The sequence below is a fragment of the Stutzerimonas zhaodongensis genome (genome assembly GCF_003696365.1).
Lineage (GTDB): Bacteria > Pseudomonadota > Gammaproteobacteria > Pseudomonadales > Pseudomonadaceae > Stutzerimonas > Stutzerimonas zhaodongensis.
Map to the genome: position 1 here is coordinate 1 of NZ_RFFM01000015.1, position 5,676 is coordinate 5,676.

Annotated in this window: 2 tRNA genes and 3 rRNA genes; all 5 read right to left on the reverse strand. The window is 51.8% G+C overall.

Annotation, left to right across the window (positions count from 1 at the left end):
* Positions 1–55 precede the first annotated feature (55 nt).
* A 5S ribosomal RNA gene (gene rrf / locus EA797_RS21540) occupies positions 56–171 on the reverse strand.
* A gap of 155 nt (positions 172–326) precedes the next feature.
* Positions 327–3,217, reverse strand: a 23S ribosomal RNA gene (locus EA797_RS21545).
* A 253-nt stretch (positions 3,218–3,470) separates the two neighbouring features.
* A tRNA-Ala gene (locus EA797_RS21550) sits at positions 3,471–3,546 on the reverse strand.
* Positions 3,547–3,576: 30 nt separating this feature from the next.
* Positions 3,577–3,653, reverse strand: a tRNA-Ile gene (locus EA797_RS21555).
* Between the two features lie 91 nt (positions 3,654–3,744).
* Positions 3,745–5,281: ribosomal RNA gene (locus EA797_RS21560) — 16S ribosomal RNA — on the reverse strand.
* The 16S, 23S and 5S rRNA genes sit together here with 2 tRNA genes alongside, the layout of an rRNA operon.
* Positions 5,282–5,676: the final 395 nt, after the last annotated feature.

Below are 5,676 nucleotides of genomic sequence, written 5' to 3' on the forward strand. Positions count from 1 at the left end.
TGGCCCAAAGACAAACCCCCGGTCCTCTTACGAAGATCGGGGGTTTGGTGTAGAAGCTTGACGATGACCTACTCTCACATGGGGAAACCCCACACTACCATCGGCGATGCGTCGTTTCACTACTGAGTTCGGGATGGGATCAGGTGGTTCCAACGCTCTATGGTCGTCAAGCAATTCGGTTGGGGAGTCGGTGTTGAGTCGCTTCCCCTAATTGGGTATGTGATGGTGTTTCGGTATTGCTTACGCTTTGCGAGCGATGCGTCTTTTCGGTTTGTTTGTCGACTTCAACCGTCTGACACGCAAACATCAAATTGTTTGGGTGTTATATGGTCAAGCCTCACGGGCAATTAGTATTGGTTAGCTCAACGCCTCACAGCGCTTACACACCCAACCTATCAACGTCGTAGTCTTCGACGGCCCTTCAGGGAGCTCAAGGCTCCAGTGAGATCTCATCTTGAGGCAAGTTTCCCGCTTAGATGCTTTCAGCGGTTATCTCTTCCGAACATAGCTACCCGGCAATGCCACTGGCGTGACAACCGGAACACCAGAGGTTCGTCCACTCCGGTCCTCTCGTACTAGGAGCAGCCCCTCTCAAATCTCAAACGTCCACGGCAGATAGGGACCGAACTGTCTCACGACGTTCTAAACCCAGCTCGCGTACCACTTTAAATGGCGAACAGCCATACCCTTGGGACCGGCTTCAGCCCCAGGATGTGATGAGCCGACATCGAGGTGCCAAACACCGCCGTCGATATGAACTCTTGGGCGGTATCAGCCTGTTATCCCCGGAGTACCTTTTATCCGTTGAGCGATGGCCCTTCCATACAGAACCACCGGATCACTAAGACCTACTTTCGTACCTGCTCGACGTGTCTGTCTCGCAGTCAAGCGCGCTTTTGCCTTTATACTCTACGACCGATTTCCGACCGGTCTGAGCGCACCTTCGTACTCCTCCGTTACTCTTTAGGAGGAGACCGCCCCAGTCAAACTACCCACCATACACTGTCCTCGATCCGGATAACGGACCAGAGTTAGAACCTCAAAGTTGCCAGGGTGGTATTTCAAGGATGGCTCCACGCGAACTGGCGTCCACGCTTCAAAGCCTCCCACCTATCCTACACAAGCAAATTCAAAGTCCAGTGCAAAGCTATAGTAAAGGTTCACGGGGTCTTTCCGTCTAGCCGCGGATACACTGCATCTTCACAGCGATTTCAATTTCACTGAGTCTCGGGTGGAGACAGCGCCGCCATCGTTACGCCATTCGTGCAGGTCGGAACTTACCCGACAAGGAATTTCGCTACCTTAGGACCGTTATAGTTACGGCCGCCGTTTACCGGGGCTTCGATCAAGAGCTTCGCTTGCGCTAACCCCATCAATTAACCTTCCGGCACCGGGCAGGCGTCACACCCTATACGTCCACTTTCGTGTTTGCAGAGTGCTGTGTTTTTAATAAACAGTCGCAGCGGCCTGGTATCTTCGACCGGCATGAGCTTACGGGGTAAACCCTTCACCCTCACCGGCGCACCTTCTCCCGAAGTTACGGTGCCATTTTGCCTAGTTCCTTCACCCGAGTTCTCTCAAGCGCCTTGGTATTCTCTACCCAACCACCTGTGTCGGTTTGGGGTACGGTTCCTAGTTACCTGAAGCTTAGAGGCTTTTCCTGGAAGCATGGCATCAACCACTTCTCCTTCTAAAAGAAGGATCGTCATCAGTTCTCGGCATTAAGATCCCGGATTTACCTAAGATCTCTGCCTACCACCTTAAACTTGGACAACCAACGCCAAGCTGGCCTAGCCTTCTCCGTCCCCCCATCGCAGTAACTAGAAGTACGGGAATATTAACCCGTTTCCCATCGACTACGCTCTTCAGCCTCGCCTTAGGGACCGACTCACCCTGCGTCGATTAACGTTGCGCAGGAACCCTTGGTCTTTCGGCGTGGGAGTTTTTCACTCCCATTGTCGTTACTCATGTCAGCATTCGCACTTCTGATACCTCCAGCAAGCTTCTCAACTCACCTTCACAGGCTTACAGAACGCTCCTCTACCGCTCAACTTACGTTGAACCCGTAGCTTCGGTACCTGGTTTGAGCCCCGTTACATCTTCCGCGCAGGCCGACTCGACTAGTGAGCTATTACGCTTTCTTTAAAGGGTGGCTGCTTCTAAGCCAACCTCCTAGCTGTCTGAGCCTTCCCACATCGTTTCCCACTTAACCAGGATTTTGGGACCTTAGCTGACGGTCTGGGTTGTTTCCCTTTTCACGACGGACGTTAGCACCCGCCGTGTGTCTCCCGTGCTGACACTTGCTGGTATTCGGAGTTTGCATCGGTTTGGTAAGTCGGGATGACCCCCTAGCCGAAACAGTGCTCTACCCCCAGCAGTGATACACGAGGCGCTACCTAAATAGCTTTCGAGGAGAACCAGCTATCTCCGAGCTTGATTAGCCTTTCACTCCGATCCACAGGTCATCCGCTAACTTTTCAACGGTAGTCGGTTCGGTCCTCCAGTTAGTGTTACCCAACCTTCAACCTGCCCATGGATAGATCGCCCGGTTTCGGGTCTATTCCCAGCGACTAGACGCCCTATTAAGACTCGCTTTCGCTACGCCTCCCCTATTCGGTTAAGCTCGCCACTGAAAATAAGTCGCTGACCCATTATACAAAAGGTACGCAGTCACCTAACAAAGTAGGCTCCCACTGCTTGTACGCATACGGTTTCAGGATCTATTTCACTCCCCTCTCCGGGGTTCTTTTCGCCTTTCCCTCACGGTACTAGTTCACTATCGGTCAGTCAGTAGTATTTAGCCTTGGAGGATGGTCCCCCCATATTCAGACAAAGTTTCTCGTGCTCCGTCCTACTCGATTTCACTTCTAAGACCTTTTCGCGTACAGGGCTATCACCCACTATGGCCGCACTTTCCAGAGCGTTCCGCTAAAATCAAAGAAGCTTAAGGGCTAGTCCCCGTTCGCTCGCCACTACTAAGGGAATCTCGGTTGATTTCTTTTCCTCAGGGTACTTAGATGTTTCAGTTCCCCTGGTTCGCCTCACACACCTATGTATTCAGTGTGTGATAACCATCTTATGATGGCTGGGTTCCCCCATTCAGAGATCTCCGGATCAAAGTCTGTTTGCCGACTCCCCGAAGCTTTTCGCAGGCTACCACGTCTTTCATCGCCTCTGACTGCCAAGGCATCCACCGTATGCGCTTCTTCACTTGACCATATAACCCCAAGCAATCTGGTTACTGTCTATAACGTGAAGACGACATTCGCCGAAAATCCGCATTCTGCTCTCTCGAGCGTCTCGCAAATTTTACCTTGACTTGAATAATCACCAGTGAAAGTAATTACCCAAATCTACTTCTATCACATACCCAAATTTTTAAAGAACAGTTACTGGCGCAAAGACCAGAAATCAATACACTCCCTAAGGAATCTATTCATTTCTGTGCTTTCAAGCGATGGCGAGAATAATGGTGGAGCCAAGCGGGATCGAACCGCTGACCTCCTGCGTGCAAAGCAGGCGCTCTCCCAGCTGAGCTATGGCCCCATCTACAGATCGGCCACATCCCATGACAATTGGTGGGTCTGGGCAGATTCGAACTGCCGACCTCACCCTTATCAGGGGTGCGCTCTAACCAACTGAGCTACAGACCCAATCGTCTCTCTCGGGTCGAAACCCAATCGCTTTTCGCTAGTGAATCAAGCAATTCGTGTGGGAACTTATGAAGAAGCTGAAGTCTTCGATTAAGGAGGTGATCCAGCCGCAGGTTCCCCTACGGCTACCTTGTTACGACTTCACCCCAGTCATGAATCACTCCGTGGTAACCGTCCTCCCGAAGGTTAGACTAGCTACTTCTGGAGCAACCCACTCCCATGGTGTGACGGGCGGTGTGTACAAGGCCCGGGAACGTATTCACCGTGACATTCTGATTCACGATTACTAGCGATTCCGACTTCACGCAGTCGAGTTGCAGACTGCGATCCGGACTACGATCGGTTTTATGGGATTAGCTCCACCTCGCGGCTTGGCAACCCTTTGTACCGACCATTGTAGCACGTGTGTAGCCCAGGCCGTAAGGGCCATGATGACTTGACGTCATCCCCACCTTCCTCCGGTTTGTCACCGGCAGTCTCCTTAGAGTGCCCACCATTACGTGCTGGTAACTAAGGACAAGGGTTGCGCTCGTTACGGGACTTAACCCAACATCTCACGACACGAGCTGACGACAGCCATGCAGCACCTGTGTCAGAGTTCCCGAAGGCACCAATCCATCTCTGGAAAGTTCTCTGCATGTCAAGGCCTGGTAAGGTTCTTCGCGTTGCTTCGAATTAAACCACATGCTCCACCGCTTGTGCGGGCCCCCGTCAATTCATTTGAGTTTTAACCTTGCGGCCGTACTCCCCAGGCGGTCGACTTAATGCGTTAGCTGCGCCACTAAGATCTCAAGGATCCCAACGGCTAGTCGACATCGTTTACGGCGTGGACTACCAGGGTATCTAATCCTGTTTGCTCCCCACGCTTTCGCACCTCAGTGTCAGTATTAGCCCAGGTGGTCGCCTTCGCCACTGGTGTTCCTTCCTATATCTACGCATTTCACCGCTACACAGGAAATTCCACCACCCTCTGCCATACTCTAGCTTGCCAGTTTTGGATGCAGTTCCCAGGTTGAGCCCGGGGCTTTCACATCCAACTTAACAAACCACCTACGCGCGCTTTACGCCCAGTAATTCCGATTAACGCTTGCACCCTTCGTATTACCGCGGCTGCTGGCACGAAGTTAGCCGGTGCTTATTCTGTCGGTAACGTCAAAACACTAACGTATTAGGTTAATGCCCTTCCTCCCAACTTAAAGTGCTTTACAATCCGAAGACCTTCTTCACACACGCGGCATGGCTGGATCAGGCTTTCGCCCATTGTCCAATATTCCCCACTGCTGCCTCCCGTAGGAGTCTGGACCGTGTCTCAGTTCCAGTGTGACTGATCATCCTCTCAGACCAGTTACGGATCGTCGCCTTGGTGAGCCATTACCTCACCAACTAGCTAATCCGACCTAGGCTCATCTATTAGCGCAAGGCCCGAAGGTCCCCTGCTTTCTCCCGTAGGACGTATGCGGTATTAGCGTTCCTTTCGAAACGTTGTCCCCCACTAATAGGCAGATTCCTAGGCATTACTCACCCGTCCGCCGCTGAATCATGGAGCAAGCTCCATTCATCCGCTCGACTTGCATGTGTTAGGCCTGCCGCCAGCGTTCAATCTGAGCCATGATCAAACTCTTCAGTTCAATACTGCTTGGGTTTTGAGAAAACCCTAAACTTGGCTCAGCAATCGCAATCTCTTCAAAAGGTCACCCTTAAGAAGAGCACTCAATGATTTCTCGCTGAGTACATTGTGATGCTGATAATCTTGCTGACTACCAGTCTTACCTCACAAGCACCCACACGAATTGCTTGATTCAGTTGTTAAAGAGCGTTTCGATCAAGTCTTTCGTCTCAACCGAGGCCGCGCATTCTACAGCAGCCTTGTTTCTCGTCAAGCTGTTTTTGAAGAAGTTTTTCTTTCTTCTCAACCGCTTGCGCTTGCGATCAACCTGGCGTCTCTCGTCAGCGGGAGGCGAATCATACAGCGTCCAAAACCGCTGTCAACCACCTCTTTCAACCGCTTCCGATCAACCTGACC